Source organism: Mesorhizobium sp. WSM4815 (genome assembly GCF_055811575.1).
This window is the reverse complement of sequence record NZ_JBVVQS010000072.1, coordinates 40,944-64,024: the sequence shown is the minus strand read 5'-3', so window position 1 is coordinate 64,024 and position 23,081 is coordinate 40,944. Positions and strand designations below refer to the sequence as shown.

The window sequence follows — 23,081 nt, the reverse complement described above, 5'->3', positions numbered from 1 at the left end:
ATCTCGACCCCGAAGCCTCTGCCGGCCGCGACACAGAAGGATGGCGCCCAGGCCAAAGTCGAGGCCAAGCCAGCGAGCGCGGCAGGACGTATCCTCAGGGGCGTCACCATGCGCACCGGTCCGAAGAACAGTGCGGCCGCCATCGTCACCATTCCGGCCAAGACCTCGGTTCAGGTGATGGGCTGCAAGAAATGGTGCCAGATCGTCTACAACGGCAAACGCGGCTGGATCTACAAGAGCTTCGTCAAGACCGGCGCGTAGCATCGGTCAGGCCGTTCTTTGACGTTGCCCACGGCTCATTTGGCTGCCGCAATCAACCGCCCGCGTGCGAGGGACGGTCAGGTCAAACTTGAAACCGACAGGGCCGAACGGCTCAGATGCACCGTCCGCCGTCGATCTCCAGCGCCACGCCAGTGATGAAGGCCGCCTCGTCCGAAGCCAGCCACAGCGCCGCGTTGGCTATGTCGAGCGGCGTCGAAAGCCGGCCAAGCGGGATCGACGCGCGGAATTTCTCGCGGATTTCGGGTGTGTCGGCGCCCATGAATTTTTCGAGCATGCCGGTCTCGCCGGCAACCGGGCACAGGCAGTTGACGCGGATGTTCTTCGGCGCGAGTTCCACCGCCATGGATTTGGTCGCGGTGATCGCCCAGCCCTTCGACGCATTGTACCAGGTGAGGCCGGGTCGCGGCCTGATGCCGGCGGTCGAGGCCGTGGTCAGGATGACGCCGCCGCCTTGCCTATCCATCACCGGCACGACCGCCAGGGCGGCGTGGTAGATCGCCTTCATGTTGACGGCCGTGATCAGATCGAAGGTCGTCTCGTCGACCTCGAGCATATCGCCGTTGCGATGGGTGCAGCCGGCATTGTTGACCATGATGTCGATGCGGCCAAAGGCACTCTTTGCGGCATAGACCATCTCGTCGAACTCGGAACGGGTCGAGACGTCCGTCTGGGTCCAGATCGCCGCCCGGCCGATCTCGTTGGCGACGCGTTCGGCGCCCTTGGCGTTGAGGTCGGCGACAACAACCTTGGCGCCCTCCTCGGCAAAACGCTTGGCCATGCCCTCGCCGAAGCCTGACGCGGCACCGGTGATGATGGCAACTTTGTTTTCCAGGCGCATGGCTTTCTCACTCATGATTGAAGACTCCCCGCTCCGGCAGTCTCCGGCAAGGGCCGCCGAAAGATCAACATACTCTCGATTTCTCCTTTGGCTTTCGCCTCGATCCCGCTCTATGCTGCATCTGCGAAGGCCTCCCGGAACCACCTCGCCGACAAGCGTCCGGGTTGCGCCAGTGTCAAGGGCACACCTCAGAACGATCGGCAACACCCGATTGGCCCTGGGCTGTGACGCCGTGTCACTGGAAAATCTAAATCGATTAGATTATATCCACGCGTACACCAGCGAGCGGCGTCAGAGCGGACAGACCATGACCAGCCAGATCATTCCTGTCGACCCTTTCGACTTCATCATCTTCGGCGGCACCGGCGATCTGTCGGAACGCAAGCTTTTGCCGTCACTCTATCATCGCCAGCGCGGCCATCAGTTTTCCGAACCGACGCGCATCATCGGCACGTCGCGCTCGAAAATGACCGACGAGGAATTCCAGGCTTTCGCCAGGCAGGCGATTTCCGACCATGTGAAACCGGCCGATATCGACGCCGCGGAGCTGGAGACGTTCCTTGCCCGGCTTTCCTACGTCTCGGCTGACGCGACGACCGGCGCTGGCTTCGACAAATTGAAGACGGCGATCGGCGACAGCGAATGCATCCGCGCCTTCTACCTGGCGGTTGCGCCGGCGCTGTTCGGCGACATCTCGCACAAGCTGAAAGAGAACGGGCTGATCACGCCGAACTCGCGCATCGTGCTGGAGAAGCCGATCGGGCGCGATCTCGCCTCGGCGCGCCAGCTCAACGATTTGGTCGGCGACGATTTCCATGAAAGCCAGATTTTCCGCATCGATCACTATCTCGGCAAGGAAACGGTGCAGAACCTGATGGCGCTGCGCTTTGCCAATGCGCTCTACGAGCCGCTGTGGAATTCCGCCAATGTCGACCATGTGCAGATCACCGTGGCCGAGACCGTCGGCCTCGAAGACCGCGTCACCTATTACGACAAGGCGGGCGCGCTGCGCGACATGGTGCAGAACCACATGCTGCAGCTTCTCTGCCTCGTCGCCATGGAGGCGCCGTCGTCGATGGACGCCGACGCCGTGCGCGACGAAAAGCTGAAGGTTCTGCGCGCGCTGAAACGCATCAACGGCAATGAAGCGCCCAAGCACACGGTACGCGGCCAATACCGTGCCGGGGCCTCGGCCGGCGGGCCGGTGAAAGGCTATGTCGAGGAGCTCGGCAAGAACAGCAACACCGAGACCTTCGTTGCGCTCAAGGCCGAAATCGGCAACTGGCGCTGGGCCGGCGTGCCGTTCTACCTCAGGACGGGCAAGCGGCTGGCGACACGCGTTTCGGAGATCGTCATCGAATTCAAGCCGATCCCGCATTCGATCTTCGGCGACAGCGCCGGGCCGATCTCGGCCAACCAGTTGGTCATCCGGCTGCAGCCCGACGAAGGCGTCAAGCAGTTCATCATGATCAAGGATCCGGGGCCTGGCGGCATGCGGCTGCGCCAGATCCCGCTCGATATGAGCTTCGCGCAATCCTTCGACGGCCGCGCCCCCGACGCCTATGAGCGACTGATCATGGACGTCATCCGTGGCAACCAGACGCTGTTCATGCGCCGCGACGAGGTCGAGGCGGCGTGGAAATGGATCGACCCGATCCAGGACGCATGGGAAGGCGCCAGGCAGGAGGCGCAGGGCTATACCGCCGGCACATGGGGCCCCTCCGCCTCGATTGCGCTGATCGAACGCGACGGGCGGACATGGCACGAGAGCAATTGAACAGCGACGCCTACAACTGGCACGCATTTGCCGAACGCCAGGACCTGGCGGCAGCACTTGCCGGCCATGTCGCAGGCCGCCTGACCAATGCGATCGATGAACGCGGCACGGCATTGCTCGCCGTTTCCGGCGGCACGACGCCGGCGAAATTTTTCGCATCGCTTTCGAGCATCCCGATCGCCTGGAACAAGGTCACGGTGACGCTGGTCGACGAGCGTTGCGTGCCGGTCTCCTCGCCGCGCTCCAACGCCGGGCTGGTCGCCGCCAATCTTTTGCAACACGCCGCCGCAGCCGCACGTTTCGTGCCGCTCTACCAAGAGGCAGAAAGCGTCGGCAATACGTCGGAGGCCGATAGCAGGATGTTGCGGTCGCTGCCCTGGCCGCTCGATGTGGTCGTGCTTGGCATGGGAACCGATGGCCATACCGCGTCGTTTTTTCCTGACGCCGACAATCTGGAAACACTGCTCGACCCGTCGTCGGAAAGGGTCGTGCTCCCGGTTCACGCGACAAGCGCCGGCGAGCCGCGGCTGACGCTGTCGCTGGCGCGGATCGTCAGGGCCGGCTTCGTCGCGCTGCACATCGAGGGTGAGGACAAGCGCACGGCATTCGAAAGCGCGATGGCATCGGAAACGCGAAAGCCCATTCGCGCCGTGCTCGACGCAGCCGAGAGACCCGTACAGGTTTTCTGGGCACCCTGATTTCAACTTGCCAAGGGGTCCCGCACGGACCGTGTTTGCGGAACCTCGCCTGAAAGGACCGACGCCATGACCGCGAGACGCGACATCGAAGCCATCACCGAGCGCATCCGCCAACGCTCCAGACCGGGGCGCGAGGCCTATCTCGGCCGCATCGCCGAGGCATCGAGCCGCACCGCCAACCGGGCCGTGCTGTCGTGCGGCAACCTCGCCCACGGCTTTGCCGTGTGCAGCCCTTCGGAAAAGCTGGCATTGGGCGGCGACCGCGTGCCAAACCTCGGCATCATCACCTCCTATAACGACATGCTGTCGGCGCATCAGCCTTTCGAGAGATTTCCGGCGCTGATCAAGGACGCGGCGCGCGAGGCCGGCGGCATTGCCCAGGTCGCCGGCGGCGTGCCGGCAATGTGCGACGGCGTCACCCAGGGCCAGCCCGGCATGGAGCTGTCGCTGTTCTCGCGCGACGTGATCGCCATGGCGGCGGCGATCGGCCTGTCCCACAACATGTTCGACGCGGCCGTCCATCTCGGCGTCTGCGACAAGATCGTGCCGGGGCTGGTGATCGCGGCGCTGACCTTCGGCCATCTGCCGGCGGTGTTCATCCCGGCCGGGCCGATGACGACGGGCCTGCCCAACGACGAGAAAGCCAAGGTCCGCCAGCTCTATGCCGAAGGCAAGGCAGGACGGGCCGAGCTGCTCGAGGCCGAGTCCAAATCCTATCACGGGCCGGGAACCTGCACCTTCTACGGCACGGCGAACTCCAACCAGATGCTGATGGAGATCATGGGCCTGCACACGCCGGGCGCCTCCTTCGTCAACCCCGGCACGCCGTTGCGCGACGCGCTGACCCGGGAGGCGACGAAGCGGGCGCTGGCCATCACCGCGCTCGGCAACGCCTACACGCCGGTCGGCCGGATGATCGACGAGCGCTCGTTCGTCAACGGCATCGTCGGCCTGCACGCCACCGGCGGATCGACCAATCACACCATCCACCTGATCGCCATGGCCGCCGCGGCCGGCATCGCTATTAGCTGGCAGGATATTTCGGATCTTTCGGAAGCCGTGCCGCTGCTGGCCCGGGTCTATCCGAACGGCCTTGCCGACGTGAACCATTTCCACGCAGCCGGCGGGCTCGGCTTCCTGATCCGCGAACTGCTCGACGAGGGAATATTGCACGAGGACGTTCAGACGGTTTGGGGCGAAGGGCTGCGGCCTTATGCGGTCGAGGCCAAGCTCGGCGCCGACGGCGGCGTGTTGCGCGAGGCCTCGCCCCGCGAAAGCGGCGACGAGAAGGTGCTGGCGCCGTTCAAGAAGGCGTTCCAGCCGACGGGCGGATTGAAGATGCTCTCAGGCAATCTCGGCCACGCCGTCATCAAGACTTCCGCCGTGAAACCGGAACGGCGCATCATCGAGGCGCCGGCCAGGGTTTTCGACAGCCAGCAAGGGCTCAACGAGGCGTTCAAGGCCGGCACGTTGATCGGCGATTTCATCGCCGTCATCCGCTTCCAGGGCCCGAAAGCCAACGGCATGCCGGAGTTGCACAAGCTGACCACCGTGCTCGGCGTGCTGCAGGATCGCGGCCAGCATGTGGCGCTGGTCACCGACGGGCGCATGTCGGGGGCGAGCGGCAAGGTGCCGGCGGCGATCCATGTGACGCCGGAGGCGGTCGAGGACGGGCCGATCGCCAGGATCCATGACGGCGACATCATCAGGCTCGACGCCGACGCCGGTACGCTGGAAGTCTTGGTGCCGGCAGGCGATTTCGCGCTGCGCCGGGCAGCGGACAGCGATCTTGTCGGCAATGAATTCGGTTTTGGCCGCGAGCTTTTCGCCGGGTTGCGGCAAATGGTCGGCCGTGCCGACCACGGCGCCAGCGCATTCGGAAACAACGTGGCGGAATTCGCACTGCAGTGAAAAAGGGCGGCTCGCGGCCGCCCTTTTGGCGGTTGTCGATTGCCACGCTATTTTGCCCTTTTGGCCACTACGCTGCCTTCAGGGCAGACATGCTGTCCTATCTCCTTAAGAAGGGCATTAAACACATCGAGGGATGCAGTGTTGAGTGGTTCTGCGTCGTTAGGGAACGGCAAAGGTCGACCCGTTCCAGTCGTCCAGATTCGCTCGCGCTACGGAATAAGTTCACCCTTTCGAGACCTTCCGGAGTCGAATTCTCGTCTTGGAAGCCGACATTGGCCGGAACCAGCATTCGTGACCCTAGTCGGGCATTCCCGGCTCAAATTTGCTCCCGGAAAGCGGACCTTCACCGGAACCAGCGGATTTGACCCTATCCGGTCATTCCGGCGGCGAAACAGCGTCTTGATAGCCGACATTCCGCGAACCAGCGATCATGACCCAAAACCTCCATCTGTTCGCGTCATCGAAGGTGCTAGCGCTGCGTTCCCAGAGGGAGCGCAGCATGCCGAATCATCCTGCTATCGACATCCCGGTCATCGAGACGCCGCGCGCCATATTGCGCGGGCACCGGCTTGACGATTTCGACGATTATGCTGCCATGTGGTCCGATCCGGCCGTGATTCGCTTCATCGGCGGAGAGCCGCGACTTCGCGAAGATTTTCTGCGCCATGGCGGCATGTGGGCCATGCTGGGCTTCGGCTTCTGGGCGGTCGAGGAAAAAGCCACCGGCCGCTTCATCGGCGAGGCCGGTTTTCACGATCTGAAACGCGACATGAAGCCGTCCATCGAAGGCGTGCCGGAAGCGGGCTGGGGCTGATCGCGGCCAGGCATGGCCAGGGGTTCGCGACCGAGATCGTCAAGGCGGTGCATGGCTGGGGCGACGCCCGGTTCAAGGAGCGAAGACGGTGTGCATCGTCGATCCGGACAATAGCGGCTCCGTAACGTCGCCCTGAAATGCGGTTATCGCGAGATAACCAGAACGAGCTACAACGGGTCGCCGACAATCCTGTTCGAACGCGAACGGACAACCGCCTAACTTGCGGCTGTCGAAACCGGTGCGCTTACCGCCGCGGGGGCATAGACCATGGTAGACTCGCCGCGCCCCTTTACGGTGATCTCGCGCAGCGGGGTCAGCGGAATCCTGTGTGACACCAGTTCGGCGGTCGCCCGGCCGATCACCAGCGGAACGCCGAGATCCTTCGAGGCGCCCTCCAGCCGCGATGCCAGATTGACCGCGTCGCCGAGCGCCGAATAGTCGAAGCGCTGCTCCGATCCGACATTGCCGACGACGCATTGCCCGGTGTTGACGCCGATGCCGATGCGCAGCGCAATCGGCGTTTCGCCGCGCGTTTCGGCCTCCGCCTGCAATTGCGCGTTCAGCCGATCTAGCGCGGCGAGCATTTCGAGGCTGGCCTCCACCGCATGGATGGCGTGGTCTGGATCGTCCAGCGGCGCGTTCCAGAACGCCATCAGGCAGTCCCCGATATATTTGTCGATGGTGCCGCCATGCGCCATCACGACGTCGGAAAGCGGCGTCAGCAGCCGGTTGATCAGCGTTGTCAGCCGCTCGGGATCGCCCCTCATCGCCTCCGCGATGGTGGTGAAGCCGCGAATGTCGCAAAAGAGTATGGTCAGCGTGCGGACCTCGCCGCCAAGGCGAAGCTGCGTCGGGTCGCGCGCCAGGCGTTCCACCAGGGCCGGCGACAGATATTGCGAGAAGGCGCGCGTTATGCCGCGCCTAAGCTTCCGCTCCGCCGCGAAATCGCGCGCCGCCTGCGCGCTTGCGACAAGAGTAAAGGCAAGCGCTGGCGCCAGCGGCGCGACGAAGACACGGCCGTAGCGCAGCGCCATATAGCTGCCGGCGAGGAGCGCCAGCACGGCAACCACAGCGCCGGCCAGGGTCTTCCATCCGGTCGACTTCCAGACGGCAAGAACGCCAATGCCCGCGCCAAGCAGGATCGAGAGAATTGCCGCCCATGCCGGGGGGCGCGCGATGAACAGCTGATGCGCCAGATTGTCGAAGACCGTCGCCTGGATCTCGACGCCGGAAACGAGCCTGCCGGTGCGGATGGTGAACGGCGAGGCGTGGATGTCGGCGCCGCCTTGCGACAGCGTCGGCGCGTTCTGCAGGCTGAGCCCGACCATGACGATGCGGCCGCGGAAAAAATTCTCCGGCAGGAAACTGTCGGGATCGAGCGCCTGATAGTAGGAGACGGTCGGATATGTGCGAGACGGGCCGAAGGCCTGCAGCAGCGCGTTTCGCGGTACAGTGGCCGGCCGGCCGGCGGCGTTCAGAAGCTCTGCCGCAAAGCCGTCGGCATAGCCCGGGACGCGCCGCAGGATGCCGTCGCCGTCGGGCGCGATTGAGGCGATGCCGGTTGCGGCGCCCGTCGCGGTGAAAATGGCCAGCGGCTCGACCCGGACATGCTGGGCGGCCTGCTCGGTCTCGATGAAGGTCTCGTCGCCGGCCAGAACCACGTCCGGGCCAAGGCTCTTGACCAACGCTTCGTCCGCGGCCGGCGTCGACGGCTCGGCAAAGATGATGTCGAGCCCGACGGCTTTCGCTCCAGCGCGGCGCAGAGCCTCGACGAGCCGCCCGTGAAGATCGCGCGGCCATGGCCATTGCAGGCCGATCTCGGCAAGCGAGGGCTCGTCGATGGCGACAATGACCGGCCCGTCATCGGGCGGGGGCGGCGGCGAAATGGTCGAGAGATAATCGAAAGCGCGCGCCTCGACGAGCTTCCATGGCGTGAGCAGGGACAGACCAGCAACCAGCAGCACGGCGAGGACCGCGATCGCAAGAATGCCGTTGCGGCGGGAGGGGGTTCCGGGCGCGGAAGCGCCAAGGCCCTTCCACCACGGCCCGCCTGCAAACATCAGAACCGGACCTTCAGCGAACCGACGATGCTGCGGCCCCAGCCGGGGGTGAACGATGCGACCTGAAAATCCTCGTCGAACAGATTGTACGCGGCAATTTCGAGTTCAAATCGTTTGTCGAAAGGTTCCCAGGTCAGGAAGGCATCCGTCGACCAGTAGGATTCGAGCTCAGTCCCCGCCGCATCGCCGGTGCGTGAGCCGACATAGGTTCCGGCCAGCGTGACCTTGATGTTGGACGGGTGAACCCAGGTCAGGCCAAACCGCGCGGACGTTTCGGGGACAAAGGGCAGCGGGCCCCCGAAGCTTGGACTTGTCGGATCTTCGTTCTCTGAATCGGCGTAGGCAAAGGTCGCGAACGCGCCGAAGCCGTTGCCGATCCAGACGTTGGTCGTGGCGCTGATCCGGTCGAGCCGGCCCTCGCTGAGATCGATTGTGGTGGCGGAAGCCGGAACGCCGATCGAAAGTTTCTCGAATTCCTGATGCTGGTAATCGACGGCCGTAAAAAGGCGGCTGTTCCACTCGGCGTCCCAGCGCGCGGCAAACGTGTCCGAAAAGCCGTCGACAGCTAGAGAATTCTGATTGGATTGCAGGCCGAGTATTCCGACCGGCGCCAAGGTCGCCGACGTTATGAATGAGCCTTCGCGCAGGAACCCGGCTCGTAGGTAGTGGCCTTCGAAAGGCGTCCAGGCGACACCGAGGCGAGGCTCCAGGCGTTGTTCATCAATCGTGCCACCGTCAAGATAAGTGCCGAATAGGGCTCCCTCCACTTTGAGATTGGGGTTGAACTCGTAGACGGCGTCGAAATAGACGCGCCCAATGGCGACATCGACTGCCGTAGTGGATTCGGATATGATTGTGTCCGGGATAAAAGGAAACACGAAAGAAAACGTTTCGTCTTTTGAGACTTCCAATAGTCCGCCCTCACCACCGTATCGGAGAGTCAAGTCACCGGTTCGGTAGATGTGATTGAATGCGGCGAGATAGGATTGCTGGCGGGTCTCACTCTCCAGAATGAATCCTGTTTCCCCGAAGCCGATTTCCTCCAAGCGGGTTCTGTTGCTTCGATCCGTAATGTCGGTCGCAAACAGCGCCGCGCTGGCAACGTTCTGGTAACCAAATGTATGGCTCCAGGCGACCCCGGCGTTGCCGGTTCGGGTGTCGCCGGTGTCGGCATACCTTCCTCCTAGCGGCAGAACGGTAGGGTCCAGCACTGTGCTTAGGTCGAACTCGAAATCCTTGACATCGATATACGCCACCACCCGGTCATTCGGCGTCGGCTTCATGGCCATGTAGCCTGTGCCGGTGATCGACCGGTCCTCGAGATCGAACTGGCCGGTCGCTGGATCGTCGCCGCGACGCGTGTCGGTCTCCAAACCGTAGATCCTGCCGTAGAAGCTCCAGGGAAAGGGAGCTGCTTGATACCCTTGGGTTTCGATTTCGCTGTTCCAACCCAGATCGCCGTCATCGGCGACAAAACCCCCGCCGACGGTGGTTTCGATGAAAGGTCGCCGGAGAATGTTGGCGCTCCTCTGGCGGCCGGCCAGCATTTGCGGGTCGAGCATCAAGCCTTGGAAAAACGATGAGAAGCTGGTTGTATTAGTGCCCGATTCCGTCGGCACGTCGCCGAAACGCAGATTGTTGACGAAGGGATTTATGCTACCGGCAAGCGCCTGGTCGACATAGCCGGAGCCGGTGAAGGGATCGAAAACCGCGTCGCCGTAGTAGCGGCCCCAGGCGTTGAGATTGAGTAGCCGGAACGCGTCGTTCAACGTCGAGCCGGTGTCGCGATTGGCGCTGAGCGCGGCATAGTCGCCGCCGCGCGCTCTGGTGCGCTTCAGCGCTTCCTGTGCGCTGGCGATCGCCTTGTCGGCTTCGTACTCGTCGATTGCAACCGCCGCGCGGAAGGATGAAATCACCGGATCGTTCGGATCAAGGCGATCGGCGTTTTCGATAGCCTGTTCGGCGGGTTCCAGCTCGCCGGCTTCGTAATAGGCGACGGCAAGCAGCAGCAATCCATTGGAATAGGCCGGATTGGCGGTCGTGCCGGCGAGCAGGTCGTCACGTGCTTTGTCCAGTTCGCCGGTCTGCAGATAGTAGCGGCCGCGCGCAACCAGCCCGATGTCGAACGCCGGATCGACTGCGAGCGCCGTGTCGATTTCGGCCTTCGCTTCGGCCGTGCGGTCCTGCTCGAGATAGATGATGGCGAGGTTGGCGTGGGGGACAGGATCTTTCGGGTCGAGTTCGATAGCGCGCTTTAGCGCCGCCTCCGCCTCGCGAGTGGCGCCGCGCGCGCTCTGAACGAGGCCGAGAGCGTTCCAGCTCGCCGAGCCGGGCGCCAGCTCCACCGCGCGCTCGAGGTCGGCAAGCGCGCCTTCAAGATCGCTCTTGATTCCGGCCCGATAACCGGCGCGTGCTTGGAGCGCGATCATATTATCCGGGTCGAGCGACAAAGCGCGATCGATTGCCGCTTCCACCTGTTCGCGGTCGTCGAGCAGGAACGCAATTTGTGCCCTGAGGGCGGGCAGCGTCGGATCACCGGGATAGCGCCGTTCGGCTCTTTCGAGAACGGCAATTGCGGCTTTGAGGTCGACCAGAAATCCGGCCGTCAGAGCCTCGGCGATGGCCGCGGCGACGCCGGCATCCGCATGAACCGGCGGAGCTTCGACATGGCTAGGGTCAGCCAGCGAGCGCGCATAGTAGCCGCCATAGCGCGCCATGACACGCCGGCTGGGATCGAGATGCGGCGCCGCGCGTTCGAACAGATGCGCCGCCTCGGCATAGCGCTGTTCGGCGCCGGCGATCAACGCGTCGATCAGATCGAGCCGGGCTTCCTGCGCGCGCGCCAGCGGGAATTGTCGCGCCTGCCTGGCCGCGTCGCGCGCCGCTTCCCGCCCTTCAAAGTCAATATTAACCTCGGCCAATGTCACCCAGTCCTCGGCGGATCGGGACGACGGCTCCAGCGCCTTTATCCTCGCGCGCGCCTTGCGCATGTCCAGGCTCGACAATGCCGATGCTGGCAGGACGGTGAAAGCGTCGCGCAAGGAGTAGTAGAACAGCATCTGCTCGCGGTCGTCCGAATCGACGATGACGACCTTCGTCGGCGCCGAGCCGATGGTGGCCGCCGCGGCTTCGCCTTCGGCGACGCTGACCGAGCCGAATTCGTTGGCGAGTTCTACCGTGCCTTCCAGCACGATCAGCGAGGTGCGGCCGTTGCCGTCGACGGTCATCGTCCAGTCGGTGCCGCGGATGGCGGCGGCGGCGGCGGGCGTGTCGATGGTCAGCCCTTCGCCGCCGCGCTCTGCTCGCGCCCAGATGGTGCCGCTCTCCAGCTTGAACTCAGTGTCGGACGCCGCGCCGATCTTTTTGACCAGGAGCGTCGTATTGCGGCCAAGCCGCATCTGGGTGCGGTCGGCAAACAGCACTGCTAGGCTGCCGGTGGCGTTGGTGCGCAGATAGTCGCCGGGGACGACGTCCTGCCTGAGATCGACCACCTGCCAAGAGGCGAATTCTAGGAAGCGCACTTCCTCGCCCGATTTGCGGGCAATGACCGACCCGGCCGCCGGCTGGTTGCGCGGCACAACATCGGCCGCCGCCGGCTGGATGCCGACGAGCGCCGTCAACAACAGCGAAAAACTTACCGGCCCCCGCATCGCAGTTCTGAAGCGCCCCCTCTTCGAACGGCTTTATGACGGTTCATTCATCGAACTGTCAAATACTCCGTTGCAGCAGATCGCCGAATACGGCAAACGTTGCTGCCCGGACACACAGCATCGGAAAACAGGCGAAAAAAAGAATGGCTGCTTCAACGCTGCTTCAACGAAAGAAAAGCTGACGAGCCCTTAGTAGCCCCGTTCAAGGTTTACGAGATTGATGATGTCATTGCCCAACTTGATCTGCTCGCACAGAGCTGTTGCCCAGATGGTCACGCACTGTGCCCGACACCGCTATGCCACCGGCCGGGGCGACGCTCTCAAGTCTAGCCGCAATATTCACTCCGTCTCCGAAGATGTCCTCGCCCTCGACGATGACATCGCCCAGGTTGACCCCGATCCGCAGTCGGATCGCGCAGTCCTCTGGCAAGTCGGCGTTGCGCGCCTCCAGCCGCCGCTGGATGTCGACCGCACAGGCAACGGCGTTAACAACGCTGGGGAACTCAGCCAGAACCCCATCGCCGGTCGCCTTGAAAATCCTCCGCATGTGTTCGGCGATCTTTGGATCGACCAGCTCGGCCCGCAGCGCTCTCAGCGTAGTCAGCGTGCCCATCTCGTCATGGCCCATGAGCCGGCTGTAACCGACCACATCGGCAGCGAGTATGGCCGCCAAACGGCGCTGCACGGCGCTCTCGACCACGCTCGGACTCCTCCCACGTGTGACGGCTCCGCTTTGGAGCCCAGTAACTACACAATACCAGCGCCTTATGTCAGGGCAATCGGGCGCTCGGACATGACCCCTCCCATCGGCAGAGCCATTAGAAACTACGACACGTTCGGGCGGAATGACAGCTTTGGGTCATGGGCGTGATTCAGCCGGGGCGAACGAGCTTCCGCTTAGGGTCGGTTTCGGACGACAAGCGAAGGTCCGCTCCTGAAAAGCGACGGGAATGTCTGGAAATGGCGCGTCCGGCTGGTTCAAACACCAGAGCCGCAGAACGCCCGAAATGAGCGTCGAACGACTGGCTGGGATGGAAGGCAGTCGTTCTCCCGGATAATTGAACGGCAAAAAGTGTGCCATTTTGCGGACCTTGAATCCTTTCGGATGTGCCTTTTCCGTGCACCTTCGCGGTGATTGTGCGGTAGAATGTCGAGCCTTGCGCTCCGGATAGCCGGAGCGCCGGAGGAGTCCAATGGACGTCGGCACCTGGCTGCGCGATTTGGGGCTCGCGCAGTATGAACAGGAGTTTCGCGCCAACGACATCGATGCCGAGGTTCTCGCCGACCTCACGGCAGAGGATCTCATCGCGCTAGGCATCACCTCGGTCGGCCACCGCCGTAGATTGCTTGCGGCAATCGCCGCCCTCCGCGACGGCGCGGGTTCTGCGCCCGCCCGTTCTTCGCAAGCCTTCGCTGCGGTCGACGTCACGACTCTGGCAGCTCCAGACGCCGAGCGCCGCCAGCTGACAGTGATGTTTGTCGACCTGGTCGACTCGACCGCGCTCGCGTCAAAGCTCGATCCCGAGGAGGTGAGTGAACTTTTGCGGGCCTATCAGAGCGCCGTGGCGGCCGCAATTGCGCGCTACGAAGGGCACATTGCCAAATACATGGGCGACGGCGTGCTGGCCTATTTCGGTTATCCGCGAGCCCATGAAGACGAGGCGGAACGCGCAGTGCGGGCTGGCCTCGCCGCGGTCGAGGCCATTCACAGCCTTAAGCCAAAATACGACCTGTCGTTGGAGGTCCGCGTCGGCATCGCAACAGGCGGCGTGGTGGTAGGAGAGCTTATCGGAGCCGGGGAGGCGCAGGAGAGGTCTGTCGTCGGCCAGACACCCAACCTGGCAGCACGGCTGCAGTCGCTGGCTGAGCCGAATAGCGTGGTGATCAGCCGGAACACGCGCCGCCTGGTCGGTGGTCTGTTCGACCTTGCCGACCTCGGCTCTCAGCATATCAAAGGCTTCGCCCAGCCAGTGCGTGCTTGGCGAGTGATCGGCGAAAGCCAAGCAGAGAGCCGCTTCGAGGCGCTGCACCCAGCCGCGCTCACACCGCTCGTTGGCCGCGAGGAGGAGCTGGCTCTGCTGCAGCGGCGATGGGACGAGACGCGAGATGGCGAAGGGCAGGTTGTCTTGCTCTCAGGGGAACCGGGAATTGGCAAATCGCGCCTTACGCGCGCTCTACAGCAAAGATCGGACGAGAGCACCTACACGCGCATTATCCACTTCTGCTCGCCTTACCATGTGCACAGTGCGCTGCACCCGATCATCGATCATCTGCAGCGCGCCGCCAGATTCGATCGGGATGACAATGACGAACGGAAACTCGCAAAACTCGAGGAACTGCTCGCACTTTCGACGCAGAACGTCACAGAAGTGATGCCTATCTTTGCGGCGCTCTTGTCGATTCCATCCGGCGGGCGCTATCCGCAACTACAACTCGCGCCAGAAGAGCTGATGTCAAAAACGCTCGACGCGCTGGCCGATCAGGTCGAGGGTTTGGCGCGGCGGCGACCGGTGCTGGAGCTATTTGAGGACGTGCACTGGATCGACCCGACATCGTTTGAGCTACTGGAGCGGCTCATTGAGCGTGTGCGTAGTCTACCGGTTCTACTGGTGATCACGTTCCGGCCCGAATTCAAACACTCCTGGAGCGGTCACCCGCATGTCACGTCTCTCACGCTGAACCGCCTCAGCCGCAAATCGGGTTGCGCGATGATCGATCGGCTGACTGCCGGCAAGACATTGCCGACGGAGGTACTGCAGCAGGTCGTGGCAAAGACGGATGGGGTGCCTCTGTTCATCGAGGAGCTAACCAAAAATGTCCTCGAATCCGGGCTGCTGCGCGAAGAGAGTGGAAGCTATGTGTTGGCTGGCCCCCTGCCGCCCTTGGCAATCCCAGCAACCCTTCAAGACTCGCTGACCGCACGTCTCGATCGCTTGATGCCGGTCAAGGAGGTGGCGCAGATCGGCGCGGCCATTGGGCGGGAGTTTTCCTACGAGCTGCTCGCCCTGGTCACTCCACTTCGCGAGAACGAGCTCCATGGAGCACTGGCGCGGCTTGAGGAATCGCAACTGGTTTATCGGCGCGGCACGCCACCGCAAGCCATTTTTGCGTTCAAGCATGCCCTGGTTCAGGAGGCCGCATATGAAAGTCTGCTCCGCAGTAAACGGCAACAAATACACGCAGCCCTCGCGCAAGCCATAGAGGAGCACTTCCCTGAGAAGGGCACCGCCCAGCCGGAGGTGCTCGCCCACCACTACAGTGAGGCTGGCCTCGCAGAGAAGGCAGTCGGCTACTGGCTGAAAGCCGGGCAGCAGGCGGCGGAACTCTCCGCCAATGCGGAGGCAATCGGCCATCTGATGAACGGTCTGGAAGCTCTGAAATCAATTCCCGAAACGCGTCGGCGCGATGAACTTGAGCTGGACCTTCAGACTGCTCTCGGCATGCCGCTCATGGCCACAAAGGGTTACGGAGCTCCGGAGACCGGCGCCGCCCACGCGAGAGCGCAGGAGCTTTGCGAGCGGCTGGGCCGTAGCCAGCAGCAGCATTTTCCGATCCTCTACGGTCAATGGGCCTATCGCGCAGCAGGCGGCGAGTGGTCGAAGGGGCGCCAACTCGCAGAGGACTTTCTGGGTCGCGCCGAACTCCACGCCGACCGGGCCATGAAGCTCGTCGGACACAGGATTCTCGGATTTTCGCTTGCGCATATTGGAGATTTGCTGGCTGGTCGAGAGCAAATCGAGCAGGCACTTGCGCTTTACGATCCGGGACAGCACCGATCTCTCGCCTTCCGCTTCGGGCAGGATCAGAGGGCAGCTGGTCTCGCCATCTTGTCCATGATCTTATGGCTGAGCGGCTTTCCAGAAAGAGCATCGGAAACGATGGACCGCGCGACTAAGGCGCTTGAAGAGCTCAATCACTTTAACAGCCGAGGCTACGTGCTTGCCTGGGGGGCTGCGACACTGGCTCATCTCCGTCGAGATGCTGCGGCCGTTCGACTGCACGCGGACGCGGTGATATCCCTATCCGAGGAGCACGGGCTACGTTTGTGGCTGGCCCACGGAAAGATCTTCCGGGGTTGGGCATCGGGTGCACAGGGATCGCCATCGGAGAGCGTTCCACAAATCCTTGAGGGCATGGCGGAGTGCCGAGCGGCGCGACATCGAATGCGCGCGCCATATCACCTGAGTCTTTTCGCTGAGACCCTACACCGCTCAGGCAAAACGGATGAAGCGCTACGTGCGCTCGCCGAGGCCGTTATGTTGGTGGCGGAGACCGAGGAACGCTGGTGTGAGGCGGAACTCCATCGGCTAACCGGTGAGATGCTGCTATCGCTCACCACCCCGAACGCATCCAAGGCTGAGGCATGTTACCGTTCGGCGATCGCGGTCGCCCAAGCCCAAGGCGCGAAGATGCTCGAGCTGCGGGCTGCGGCAAGCCTCGCCCGCCTCTGGCGGGACCACGGCAAGTGCGCGGAAGCCTATGAGCTTCTTGCACCGGTTTATGGCTGGTTCAGCGAGGGCTTGGGCACTTCGGATCTCAATGAAGCGCGGTTGTTACTCGCGACAGTTGCGGGCGAAAATCCATCCGCTTAGGGCCAAAGGCTGCGGTGTGTTAGCTACCGGGTCGAGCCGGATACCGTCGAAGTGTCCGTTCTAGGGTCAACTTGCGGCGTTGAGCGTCAGACGCTGAAAGGCAGGAACGGGTCGAATTCTGCGGTTGAGCGAAGGTCGGCAATGGAGAAGCCCGCCGAATGTCCGGATGTGGCGCGACCTGCTCGTTCTGGCAGATGAGCCGAACAGCAGCGTCGCCGCGTGACGTTCGCGACATTCGCAGCGCGGCCGTTTCAAACGGCTTGATGTCGCCTTATTTGGTGTTGGAGCAAGCTATCGTGCTAAGATCGCTGGTCGGCACCGTGCTACCTCTCGGGCAACGCGGCTGCAAGTGCCGGTTCGTACGCATGAGTATACTGCCAAGCTGACTGCAGAAGACAATGCATAGATTTTCTTGCCGCAAATTTTCGCAAAAGCAAGGAGACGTTCATGAGCGCAAGTGGCCGATATCTCCGGAGCCTGATGGCCTGCATGCTTGCCTGTGTCTTCTGGGTGGATACCGCTTCAGCGCAGTCGAATAACGCCGGCTGTACGTTCCGACTGGTAGCAGGTACGTCCCGACAAATTCTGAGATGCCGGCAAGGCCTTATCATCATTGCGGAAGATGGCGCTCGTTTTGCACTGGTGGACCGTGATCGAAATGGTAGTGCCGATGCGGTCAGATTACGGCGCAAGGCGCTGTTGCTCGATGCTCCAGCCGGCAGGGTCCGGGGCAGCTTCGCTGTCGTCACCCCGCAGGCGATCGCCGCGGTGCGAGGTACAAAATGGGCAGTCGACGTTGCCCGAGGCAAGACGTCTGTCTTCGTCGTCAAAGGTCGCGTCGCCGTGCAAAGGCCGGCGTCCAATGCTGGCGTAGTCCTCGGGCCGGGTGAAGGCGTCGATGTGGAAGCCGGAACAGGCACACTGACGGTCAAGCGCTGGCCCGCCGCACGTGTTTCGGCATTGATGGCGCGTTTCGGTCAGTAAGCTAAATGAGCGGGCGAGCGCTTCAGACGCTGATCGCGCTCGTCCTGGCGGGTCTTTGGGGGGCCGGGCTTGGCTTTGCGCACTGGCGCGGCAACATGTGGGGCCTCGATCGCGTCGAAGCAACGATGACGGATCTTCGAACGCTTGTTCGGGGAACCACAAAGCCGCCGGAGCTGATTACCATTGTCGCAATAGACGACGAAGCGGTCCGAAACGAGGGCCGCTATCCCCTCGGCCGCGCCACGCTTGCCCGGATTGTCGACACGATAGCTCGCTTTGGGCCGAAAGCCATTGCGGTCGACCTGCTGCTGGTCGATCCCGGGACAAAAGATGATGATGAGGCGCTCGCGCGTTCGCTGCGTGGGACTTCAAGCGTAATCGCTGCTGCAGCGGTCTACTCGGGAGGTAAACAATCGATTGCAGTCGAGGGCGATGGCCCTCTCGCCCGAGTGCCGAATGCCAAGCAGTTTTTGTGGCCCCTGAAAGCGTTCTCGGATATCGCCGCTGTCGGCGTCGTGAACGTGGTTACCGACTGGACGGGAACGCCTCGGTTCGTCCCGTTGCTGTTTCGGGCCGGAGATCGGACGGAAGCGTCTTTCTCCCTGCGCGTTGCCGCCATGGCGGTGGGAGAGGATCCGGGAATAGCGCCCGACTATCTATCTCTGGGCGGACAGCGGATTCGGACGGACATTGGTCACATACTCCCTCTGACATTCTATGGCCCCCGCGGCACGATCCGCACGATCAGCGCCACGACGGTGCTGGGCGGCCAAGTCGATGGCGGCATTATTCGGGATCGAATTGTTGTGATCGGAGCAACTGCAACCGGCGCCGGCGATGTTTTCCCGACACCGTTTGATCCCGTGCTCCCAGGCGTCGAAGTCATGTCGACGGCCATTGCCCATCTGATGACCGGCGACGGCATAGTGCGAGATCAGTACGTTCGCCTTGCAGATGCCGGCTTTGCGGTGGTGCTGCCGGTGGTTCTTGTGGGGCTGTTGGCATGGCGTCGCAACGCCATCGGCCTTGCAGCGATCGTCGGCGTGGTTGTGATCTGGTTCGTGGTCAATATGACCGCATTCTCACACCATATCTGGCTGAGCGCGGCGTTGCCGATGGCCGCCGCCGTTCCGCCGGCTATTTTGTTCGGGGCCGCGCAGCTTTGGTTGGGCAGGAACCAGGCCCAGTATTTCGCCACGCAGAGCGAATTGCTTCAACGAGTTCAGGCCCCGGGCTTTGAGGCGTGGCTCGCGAAGCATGGCGACTTTCTCCTGGAACCTCTCCGGAGGGACGCCGCCATCATATTCATTGACCTGTCCGGTTTCACCGGACTGAGCGAAACATTGGGGCCGAACGCCACACGCGAACTTTTGAACACGTTCCATGCGTTGGTGGACGAAGAGGTGACAAGCTGCGGTGGCGTTGTCACGAATTTCATGGGTGACGGAGCCATGATCCTGTTCGGTCTACCGGAAGCAGCGACAGATGATGCCTTCAATGCTGCCCGCTGCTGCGCAGCGCTCGCCAGCCGTACCAACGACTGGCTCGTCTCGTTGCCCGCATCAACTGCATCCAGGCTCGGCTTCAAGATCGGAGCGCATTACGGAACAATCGTTGCGTCGAGACTCGGTGGCAAAGGCCGTCAGCACATCGCGACTACGGGTGATACGGTTAACGTCGCCAGTCGCTTGATGGAGATCGCGGCCGACCAAAATGCCGAAGTCGCAGTGAGCGACGAAATGCTGCAAGTCGCCGGCCGCGACTGCGAGTTGTTCAAATCTGGTGCTCTAAGAGGACCTGTGGAAGCACAGGTCCGCGGGCGATCAGGCTCGCTCGCAATCTGGCTGTGGCAGAGTTCGCAGACGCTGCAGGATACCAGGCCCCGTGAACAATGATGGTACCGGAATGTCTGAATGGCGCCCGTTTGACCGCGACACTTCGAATCCTGCCTGAGGCCTCGGCCGACCCGAACGGGAGATTCTAAAAAAATCCGCATTGATGGAAGGCAGCTTCGGGTCATGGGCGTGAATTCGACCGGGGCGAACGAGCTACCGCTTAAGGTCGTACGCAATGAAGGTCGGCAAATGGCGCTCCTAAGCCGTTCGGCCGATCCCCGCCGAATGGCGATCTCCCCACCCGCAGCCGTCGTTCTTCCGAATCCTTTCCGCAACGTATGCTGAACCGAAAGGGGGATTTCGATGCATCGCCTTCTCATCGGCGTGGTCTGTAATCAGGCAGGAACGTAGGTCAACCTGATGACTTCCCCGCCGATTCGCTCGCTGGCCGCAAGGCGGAGCGGTGGCCGAGAGCCGGCGAAGAAGGGCTTGCCGCGACCAAGCACCACGGGGTGAAGGTAGAGGCGGTATTCGTCGATCAGACCCATTTCGGTCAGGCCTTGCGCCAACTCTGGTCCGGAAGCGGAAATCTCTCCTGTTAGCTTGGCCTTTAGCCTGCGTATCACTACCTCGACGTCATCCGCGATAAGCGTGGCATTGGGACCGACCGACTTCAACGAGCGCGATACAACCCATTTCGGCTGGCGCCGCCACGCCGCCGCGAACTCGTGTTGCTCCGTACTCCACTCAGGACGGTTTTCGTCCCAATAACGCATGGCCTCGTACATGCGGCGACCGTACACACTGCCGGTCAGGTCGCGCACGTGCTCTATCCAGTGACGAAAGAGCGCGGGACTTGGCGCAGGCAATTCCTCGTGGTCGACATAACCGTCGAGGGACTGGTTCATTCCGAATACGATTTTCGCCATGCTGCAAAATCCCCCCGTCGTGTCAGGTATACAAGACGAACGACAGCCAAGCGCCCCGACATGCCCGAAATTTCTCTTGTGGGGTCGTTACCCGGTTCTTGTCGCAAAATTCCCGAGTTTTGAATCGGTTTCGCAACTGATATTTGCGACATCGCAAAACCGGATGTCCTGCGACGCCCTTTCTAACGTCAGACGTGCGGCACGGATTTGCCGAGTGGCTGCACCGCCAAGCGCAGGCCCATCGTGCGAAGGACGGCATTCAGGCTGCGCAGCTCTGGGTTCCCCTTCTCCGAAAGGGTACGGTAGAGTTGCGTGGGGTTCAGCTCGGCCGACTTGGCGACGGCGGGCATGCCGCCGAACGCCTTGGTCATTTGCCGGAGCGTCACCAGCAGTTCGCCCTGGTCGCCATCCGCAAGGATCGCGTCGAGCGTGGCAGCGGCCGTCGCCGGATCGTCCCGGAACAGATCGGCCATTGCGTCGTCATGACTGCGGTCTTTCATCGTCATTGCTCCTTCAAACAGTACGGTTTTGCCAGTCGCGCCAATAGTCACACGCCCGGTCAATGTCGGCGTCCTGTGTTCGTTTGGTGCCGCCGCAAGAGCAGGATCACCGTCTTGCCCGATCGGACGTAGTAAACCCGGTAGCCAGGGCCGACATCGATGCGCAGTTCGTGGACGCCCTCGCGAAGCGGCTTGAAGTCACCGAAGTTGCCTTGCTCAAGCCGGTTCAATCGTCGGATGGCGAAGCTTGCGCAGCCAGCCGGCAATCAGGTCTTCGCCGTCACGCGTGATGTAGTGTCGTACATCGAACATATAGGCGATATTCGTTTAAACACGAATTCTTCACAAGCCTTTTTTGCCCGCTGACCATCACAATGTGGGAGTTGTACCTCGCGGATATCAGGAATTACGCGACAAATCGCGAGTCTGGCGCCAGACGGCGTGTCCACATTTGGGTAGGGGCTGGGCTCGCGGCCACCCTTTTTCAGACGTCGAATGTCCCTACTGCACCGTCAACTCGGCCCGCTCGCCGGCTGTGATGGTCACCGTGCTTTCCTTCGAGCTGTTGTCCAACTTTTCGGAGACGACCGCGTAGTCGCCGGCCGGCAGCGCCGCCTGATATTTCTCGTCATAGGCGTAGCCGAGCGATTTGCGCTTGCCGTTGATGTCCTTCTTCGGATCGAAAATCTCGATCTTCGAAGCTCCTGGCGCGGTGATCGCCAGCACGCCGGCATTGATGGCGATCTTCAGATCCTGGTGCTCACCGGCCTTGACGCTGAACGGCTGCTCGACGACGGCAAGATCGACCGTCGCCGTGAGCACATAGTCGTCGGGCGGCAGATCGAACTTGCTGTCGGGGCCATAGGCATAAGCCACCTCCTGCCTCGTTCCGTCGATCTTCTTCTTTGCCTTGAACACCTTGAAGCCAATGCCCGAGCCGTCGGCCTTGTCGCCGCCGGCAATGTAGTAGGCGTTGGCAACGACACGGCCGACGCCGACGACGATATCCTTGTCGACGACCTTGCCGGCAGTGAGCGGGACGGTTTCGGTAACCTCGCCCTGCCCGATCCTGACCGTGACTTTCTGATCGCCGGCCGGCAACACCACCTTGGTGTCGCCATAATAGGTCGCGGGCATTTCAACGCCCGGATAGGCGATCACGACAGCCGCACCATCGGCCACATCCGCTCCCTCGCTTGGCCGCGGATGAATGATGAGCGTGCCGGCATCGAGCACAAACAGGGGCTTGTAGACCTGGCCCGCCTCGACCGTGATCTTCTGTTCGGTCCTGGCCTCGCCATGGCGCGCCACGACTGCGTAATCGCCCGGCTCCAGGCTGCCTTTATAAGCTCCGTATTCGGTGGCGACGTAATCGCCGCGCGTGCCGTCGGACTTTGCCTTGAAGATCTCCCAGGAATTGCCGTCGGTGACGGGATCGCCGCCATCGGCGAGCACCACGGCGGGCATGAAGTTGAACTCCGGTTTTTCCGGCGCGGCGACCGGCTGCGGCGCCGGCGCTGGTTCGGGCGTCGGTGCAGGTGCGGCGGCGATGGTCTCGACCAGCGCGTCCTGCAGCGCCTTCTCATCCGACGCCTGGATGTATTTGCCGCCGGTGTTGTCGGCGAGGCAAGCAACCTGCTTGCCCTCGTCCGCGGTCAGGCCGAAGCCGACGACGTTTACGGTGAAGTCGACGCCGGCAGCCCTCAGTTCCTTGCCGAGCGCGCAGGGGTCGTCTTTGCAGGTCTCGAGCCCGTCGGTGATCAGGATGACGGTGGCCTTGTCCTCGGTGTACTTCAGCGCCTCGGCCGCCTGCCTGACGGCTGATGTCAGCGGCGTCTTGCCGATGAATTTCAGGCTGTCGGCGGCAGTGGAAACAGCACCTGCCGAGCCAGCCTGCGGCGGCACGATGAGCTCGATGTCCTCGCAACTGCCCTTCTCCCGATGGCCATAGGCCATGAAGCCGATTTCCTTGTCGGCGGGGACCGATTGCAGCACCGTTCGCAGCGATTCGCGGGCGATTTCGAGCTTCGGCTTGCCGTCGATCTGCGCCCACATCGAACCGGAGGCGTCGAGAATGATGACGACACGGTCGGCGGCAAGGCCGAGCGTCGTCATCCACAACAGGAGCGCCGCCGCAACGATGCTCCGTGCAAGTCCCGCCATGAAATCTCCCCCGGTCAGTGGCCGCCAGTCAGCCTCTGCAAATCAGGG

14 protein-coding genes and 3 pseudogenes are annotated in these 23,081 nt (G+C 62.5%); 9 read left to right on the top strand and 8 right to left on the bottom strand.

The window, feature by feature from the left end; genetic code table 11:
* Window positions 1-261, top strand: a 261-nt coding sequence (locus AC0L2B_RS03070; protein ID WP_473744112.1) for an SH3 domain-containing protein, incomplete at its 5' end; no start/stop codon positions are given.
* Between the two features lie 112 nt (window positions 262-373).
* On the opposite strand, the gene AC0L2B_RS03065 is transcribed toward AC0L2B_RS03070, so the two are convergent.
* Window positions 374-1,120 (bottom strand): SDR family oxidoreductase, encoded by a 747-nt coding sequence (locus AC0L2B_RS03065; RefSeq protein ID WP_473744117.1) that lies wholly within the window; start codon window positions 1,118-1,120, stop codon window positions 374-376.
* Window positions 1,121-1,427: 307 nt separating this feature from the next.
* On the opposite strand from AC0L2B_RS03065, the gene zwf reads away from it, so the two are divergent.
* The 4 genes and pseudogenes from zwf (at window position 1,428) to AC0L2B_RS03045 (ending at window position 6,539) form a co-directional block, all read left to right on the top strand.
* Window positions 1,428-2,897, top strand: a complete 1,470-nt coding sequence (gene zwf, locus AC0L2B_RS03060) for a glucose-6-phosphate dehydrogenase (RefSeq protein WP_236375126.1) — start codon at window positions 1,428-1,430, stop codon at window positions 2,895-2,897.
* Window positions 2,879-3,595, top strand: a complete 717-nt coding sequence (pgl, locus tag AC0L2B_RS03055) for a 6-phosphogluconolactonase (protein WP_128247747.1) — start codon at window positions 2,879-2,881, stop codon at window positions 3,593-3,595. The genes zwf and pgl overlap by 19 nt, the downstream gene beginning before the upstream one ends.
* A 66-nt stretch (window positions 3,596-3,661) precedes the next feature.
* A complete protein-coding gene (edd, locus tag AC0L2B_RS03050) occupies window positions 3,662-5,506 on the top strand; it encodes a phosphogluconate dehydratase (protein WP_473744110.1) in 1,845 nt (614 codons plus the stop codon).
* A 499-nt stretch (window positions 5,507-6,005) separates the two neighbouring features.
* A pseudogene (locus AC0L2B_RS03045) lies at window positions 6,006-6,539 on the top strand (GNAT family N-acetyltransferase).
* On the opposite strand, the gene AC0L2B_RS03040 reads toward AC0L2B_RS03045, so the two are convergent.
* Both AC0L2B_RS03040 and AC0L2B_RS03035 read right to left on the bottom strand, forming a co-directional pair.
* Window positions 6,536-8,380, bottom strand: a complete 1,845-nt coding sequence (locus AC0L2B_RS03040) for a CHASE2 domain-containing protein (RefSeq protein WP_473744108.1) — start codon at window positions 8,378-8,380, stop codon at window positions 6,536-6,538. The pseudogene AC0L2B_RS03045 and the gene AC0L2B_RS03040 overlap by 4 nt on opposite strands.
* Window positions 8,380-11,958, bottom strand: a complete 3,579-nt coding sequence (locus AC0L2B_RS03035) for a tetratricopeptide repeat protein (RefSeq protein WP_473744106.1) — start codon at window positions 11,956-11,958, stop codon at window positions 8,380-8,382. The genes AC0L2B_RS03040 and AC0L2B_RS03035 overlap by 1 nt, the downstream gene beginning before the upstream one ends.
* Between AC0L2B_RS03035 and AC0L2B_RS03030 the strand changes: the two genes are divergently transcribed.
* Complete coding sequence (locus AC0L2B_RS03030; protein ID WP_473744105.1) at window positions 11,924-12,223, top strand: hypothetical protein; 300 nt, start codon at window positions 11,924-11,926, stop codon at window positions 12,221-12,223. The genes AC0L2B_RS03035 and AC0L2B_RS03030 overlap by 35 nt on opposite strands.
* Before the next feature lie 36 nt (window positions 12,224-12,259).
* On the opposite strand, the pseudogene AC0L2B_RS03025 reads toward AC0L2B_RS03030, so the two are convergent.
* Window positions 12,260-12,715, bottom strand: a pseudogene (locus tag AC0L2B_RS03025) (adenylate/guanylate cyclase domain-containing protein); the annotation flags it as partial.
* A 508-nt stretch (window positions 12,716-13,223) separates the two neighbouring features.
* Here AC0L2B_RS03025 and AC0L2B_RS03020 point away from each other — a divergent pair.
* From AC0L2B_RS03020 to AC0L2B_RS03010, 3 genes are all read left to right on the top strand, one after another.
* Complete coding sequence (locus AC0L2B_RS03020; RefSeq protein WP_473744104.1) at window positions 13,224-16,622, top strand: AAA family ATPase; 3,399 nt, start codon at window positions 13,224-13,226, stop codon at window positions 16,620-16,622.
* A gap of 447 nt (window positions 16,623-17,069) precedes the next feature.
* Window positions 17,070-17,606: a FecR domain-containing protein gene (locus tag AC0L2B_RS03015; RefSeq protein ID WP_473744103.1), complete on the top strand. Its 537-nt coding sequence runs from the start codon at window positions 17,070-17,072 to the stop codon at window positions 17,604-17,606.
* A gap of 5 nt (window positions 17,607-17,611) precedes the next feature.
* On the top strand, window positions 17,612-19,501 hold the full coding sequence (locus AC0L2B_RS03010) for a CHASE2 domain-containing protein (protein WP_473744102.1): 1,890 nt from the start codon (window positions 17,612-17,614) through the stop codon (window positions 19,499-19,501).
* A gap of 335 nt (window positions 19,502-19,836) precedes the next feature.
* Here the strand turns inward: AC0L2B_RS03010 and AC0L2B_RS03005 are convergent, their stop codons facing one another.
* The 4 genes and pseudogenes from AC0L2B_RS03005 to AC0L2B_RS02990 form a co-directional block, all read right to left on the bottom strand.
* Window positions 19,837-20,370 (bottom strand): dihydrofolate reductase family protein, encoded by a 534-nt coding sequence (locus AC0L2B_RS03005; protein ID WP_473744101.1) that lies wholly within the window; start codon window positions 20,368-20,370, stop codon window positions 19,837-19,839.
* A gap of 188 nt (window positions 20,371-20,558) precedes the next feature.
* Window positions 20,559-20,870, bottom strand: coding sequence for a helix-turn-helix domain-containing transcriptional regulator (locus tag AC0L2B_RS03000; protein WP_473511393.1), 312 nt, complete (start codon window positions 20,868-20,870; stop codon window positions 20,559-20,561).
* 13 nt (window positions 20,871-20,883) lie between these two features.
* Window positions 20,884-21,182 (bottom strand): annotated as a pseudogene (locus tag AC0L2B_RS02995) (type II toxin-antitoxin system RelE/ParE family toxin).
* A 189-nt stretch (window positions 21,183-21,371) separates the two neighbouring features.
* Complete coding sequence (locus tag AC0L2B_RS02990; protein WP_473744100.1) at window positions 21,372-23,033, bottom strand: vWA domain-containing protein; 1,662 nt, start codon at window positions 23,031-23,033, stop codon at window positions 21,372-21,374.
* Window positions 23,034-23,081: the final 48 nt, after the last annotated feature.